1 protein-coding gene is annotated in these 5027 nt (G+C 49.7%); it reads left to right on the plus strand.

All coding sequences use genetic code 11. The annotated features are described in order from the left end of the window. Positions 1-5027 (plus strand): beta strand repeat-containing protein (locus I8J31_RS20560; RefSeq protein ID WP_199470457.1); only part of this gene is annotated, 5027 nt, incomplete at both ends.

Below are 5027 nucleotides of genomic sequence, written 5' to 3' on the forward strand. Positions count from 1 at the left end.
AATCAAGGTCGTATGCAGGGTAATGGCATCACTCTGACGGCTGATCAGCTGACCAACAGCACCACAAACGGAAAAATCTATTCGACGAAGACACTGGATGCCACCATTGCAGGCGTGATGGATGACGCCATCACCAACCAAAACGGCGCCTTGATACACGCAGACGACGCCCTTACTCTTACTAGTAACAACAGCGACACCGTCAATGCTCAGGCTAGGATTGAATCCGTCACCTCCGCGACCCTTATCAGCCAAAACCTCACCAACTCAGGGACGATCCTTGCGCAAGACGGTGAGTTAACCATCGACACTACGGTATTAGATAAGCAAGGGGCATTAGATAACCAAGGGGCATTGGTGGGTAATGGTATGGTCATCCGTGCCACAGAGCTGAACAACAGCACAGTAAATGGCCAGCTTTATTCAACAGACAACATCGACTTAACCATTCTGGGGAACATCAGCAACCGCAATGGTGCCTTAGTGCATGCGGATACGCAGGTGGTGATAGATGCAGACGGCAATCTCATCAACACATTGGCCACCATTGAAGCCGTTAATAGCACCAAGATTGACGCGCAAAACGTCACCAACAGCGGTACCATCCTCGCGCAACATGGTGAGTTGACCTTAGGAACGGAAGATCGCTCGATCAATACAATCGAAAACCAAGGTGCCTTAGTCGGTAACGGCATTACCTTGACCGCGGATCAGCTTGATAACAGCACCGTCAATGGACAAATCTATTCAGCGGATACATTGGACGTCACCATTGATGGGGCGGTTGCCAACACAGACGGCGCGTTACTCTTTTCAGAAAATGCCCTGACCCTCACCAGCAATAATGATATCACCAACACGGCTTCGACGATTAAATCGCTGACGTCGGCGGCTCTGATGAGCCAAAATCTCACCAACACGGGCACGGTGCTAGCGCAAAATGCGGCGTTAACCATAGAGACCACCAAACTAGACAACCAAGGCGGACTTGCTGGTCATGGCATCACCCTTATAGCGGATCAGCTCGATAACCGCACGGTGAATGGTAAGTTTTACTCAACGGACACACTGGACGTTACCATTGATGGGGCGATCACCAACACAGAGGGCGCCTTACTTCATTCAGAAAAAGCTCTCACATTGACCAGTAACAACGGTGACTTGACCAACACAGACTCAACCATCGAGTCGGTGACGACCTCAGAGATCGAGGCCAATAACGTCACCAACAGCGGTAAGTTGTTCGCTCAAGAAGGGGTGTTAACCGTAGAGACGGCCCAGCTTGATAACCAAGGCACGATACAGGGCCATGGTCTGACCCTCACGGCCTCAGAACTGGAGAACAGCACAGCAAACGGCACACTCTATTCGACAGATACACTCGACATGACGGTCGCAGGCAACGTGACCAACCAAGATAACGCCCTAATTCACGCCGATAAAGCACTCACTCTCACCAGCACCAATGGTGACCTGATCAACCACAATGCCACCATAGAATCGCTCACCAAAGCCACCCTCACCAGTCAAAACCTGACGAACTCAGGCACCCTATTAGCCCAAGGTGACCTGTTAACCATCCGTGCCCAACAGATCGATAACGAAAGACTGCTGGGTGGCACGAACATCGACATAAACGCCAGCGTACTGAACAACCACGCCAGCACCAGCCAGATCTACGCCAATAACAATCTAGACCTAAAGACCACAGGGGCCATCACCAACAGCAACGAAGCACTGATCCACGCAGGCAACGAACTGACCTTAACCGCTACCGGTGACCTGATTAACAGTAATGCCACCATAGAATCGGGCACCCATGCGACCCTGACCAGCCACACCTTAAACAACTCAGCCGGCAGCAAGGTGTTGACACAAAATGGTACGTTAACCCTCAACATGGGCACCTTAGACAGTGAAGGTAACCTAACGGTCACGGGGGCATTGAGCAACGATGGCAGCCTAACGGGCAAAGACATCGTGGTGAACGCCACGACAGTGAATAACACCAAGAGCACCAGTCGCATTGCCGCCACCGGGGGCCTTACCCTCAATGCCACCCAAGGCGATGTGAACAACCAAAATGGCGCCAAACTGAGTGCCAATAACACCCTCACCATCAATGCCGCAGGCGATGTGAATAATACGGACTCGTTGATCGAATCGGTCAACAACATCGACATTACTAGCCAGAACCTCACCAACAACAGCACCGGGGTTATCTCGGCTCAGGATGGTACCTTAACGATCAACACTGGCAGCCTCAATAACCAAGGTGGCTTAGCAGGGAACGACCTCACCATCACCGCCAGCGGCATTAACAACACTGGCGGCAATGGGCTTATTTTAGCGAAGGATTACCTAAACGTTCATTCGACAGGGGCCATCAATAACCTCGACGGCGGGGTCTTTTTCAGTCTGGGGGATGCGTATCTAAAAGCCAATGGTACCCTTACTAACAGCTCAGCCACCATAGAAACCAGCCATGATTTAACGCTCGATGCGGGTTTGCTTATCAACAAAAGGTCATCGGTGGATTGGGGTTATACGCGTTCTGAGAAAGACATATCAGGCTATTCCTATGTTTTTCCGGAATACAATACATTGGGGATATCTAAATTTGCATATACGTATAATAGGGATAGGGAGGGCGAAGCTGATAGGGGATGGACTAACGAGAAGGTAGGGCAAGGGTGGTACAAGTCATATATTAGTAATGGTAAAGATATAAAAATAACGCCCTATTTAACCAGTGCCAGTGCTCAGGGTTACCTCTTGTCTGGAAACGATTTGACGTTAACGGGTCGAGTGGATAATTATTACTCGACAATCAGTGCGGTTGGTAATCTTGCTTTTAATGCGTCGTTGGTAAATAACATCAGCTTAGCAGCTAATGAAACTCACCAAATTAAATGGGTTGAAACCTATTATACCGCTACGTGTGCTGATGAATGGTGGTGGAAGTGTTCAAGTGGTATTTCACTTAATACTTTGGAGGGCTATTACCAATGGCCGTACTCAGAAAATATTAATCGAACTACATCGACGTCAGTCAACTTGCTCAATGCGACCTTTACGGCCAATGGTTCCATTACCGGTAAAGCCGGTTCTGTCAATAATGTGGGTTCAGCGGATGCCGTGGCGGGTGTATCGATTCAAGATGCTCATAATGCTTCTGTGAATAGCAGTAATGAAACGATTGAGGGTGTGGCCGTGGGTTCTGGCACTATAGGTCAACCCAAAGGATTGGATGGGAGCACTCCAGTCGCCTTAGCTCAAATCGATCAAGAGGTAATTGAATCTCGCCGCAATGCTATTTTTGATGATGTATTTAATGATCTGGTCGGTGACGCCTTATTCAAGGCGTCCAATACGCCTGATGCTAACTATCTTGTTGAAAGCAATCCTTTACTGACCAATTACAAAAGCTTCATTTCGTCGGATTATCTGTTAAACAAACTCACCTCCGATTCGGCCGGACGGGATGGTAAAGCGGCCGTACGCTTAGGCGATGGCTTTTTAGAACAACGACTGGTGCGTGAGCAGATTTTGTCGTTCACCGGCAAGCAGACCATCCCTGACAGCATCAACATGGAAGACACCTACGCCCGTTTGATGGAAAATGCGGTCGGGTCCTATGAAGACTTGCAGCTCACCCTTGGGGTGGGATTGAGCGCGGCGCAAATTGCGCAATTGCAACAGCCGATTGTGTGGATGGTAATGAAAACCGTTGACACGCCAGATGGTCCGCAACAGGCCTTGGTACCCAAAGTTTACTTCTCCGCGGCGTCTGGGCTGGATATCCGCCCGGATGGCGCCTTGATGGCGGCAAATAGCATTAATATTGATGCGGATGATGCGATCAATAACAGCGGCTCCATGTTAGCCACCGTGGATTTATCGTTAAAAGGCGGGCGTATTGATAACAGCGGCACCTTGCAAAGTAATACCGTTTCCCTTGAAAGTGTGGGGGACATCACCAATAGTGGTAATTTATCCGCTGATCAAAGCCTATCGTTAACTGCCCGTAGCATTAGTAACGTTGGCAGCATCGCCTCTTCCGGTAGCGCCAGCTTGACCGCAAGCCAAGACATCACTAATACCCGTACCATTAACGCCACCGGTAACTTGAATTTGGTGGCGGGGGGCAGCATCACCAATGAAACAGTGAGTAGTAAGCGCCAGGTGGGGACGGGGGGATATTCAAGAACCGAGACCACTGTTGGCGATACCGCCAGCATACAGGGGGGCAATGTTAGCCTGTCCGCGGGGAGCAACATTCGTTTAATTGGCAGTGAGGTGAAGGCCACGGGTGACCTTACCTTAACCGCCGCTAATGACGTGTCCATTGAGGCTATTGACATTAATGAGAGTTGGTCACGTGGTTATGGTGATAGTAGCGTAGAGGAATCCAGTACTAGGCATCAAGTTAGCTCCCTCTCCGGCAACAATATTCAGCTAAATGCAGTTGATACCATTACCAGTGAAGGCGCGAACATTAAAGCACAAGACAATCTAGCGATCTCCGCCAATACCATTGATCTGCTTGCCGTACAGAACACGACGAACAAACAAAGCCAGTCTAATGCTTGGCGAGGCGGTAATCAGTCGTCTTCTACTGTTATCCAGCAAGTGAGTGCGCTTTCTGGCAACAATATCCAACTTAGCGCCGTCAACACCCTAACCAGTAAAGGGGCGCAGATCAATGCCAAGGGCAATTTAGCCTTGTCCGCGAACAATATTGACTTGTTGGCGGTGACTGATTCTCAGGATAGCTACAGTTTTGTCGGCGGTGGTGGCAATTCCACTGAGAAACGCGATCATACCGAAACCCTCACAGGTACGACACTGAATGCCGGTGGTGCGTTAACGCTGGTCAGTCAGCAAGATATTTTCTCGGAAGGCTCTGCGCTAAGTGGCGGAGAAGGTATTGGTCTAGCGGCGGGCGGTGACGTATTGCTGGTGTCGGCGGTGGCCAATAACTCCAGTTTTGAAGAAGTCAAAACCAAAAAGAAAAGTACGTTTGG

It is taken from the genome of Marinomonas transparens, assembly GCF_016463975.1.
GTDB classification, from domain to species: Bacteria; Pseudomonadota; Gammaproteobacteria; order Pseudomonadales; family Marinomonadaceae; genus Marinomonas; species Marinomonas transparens.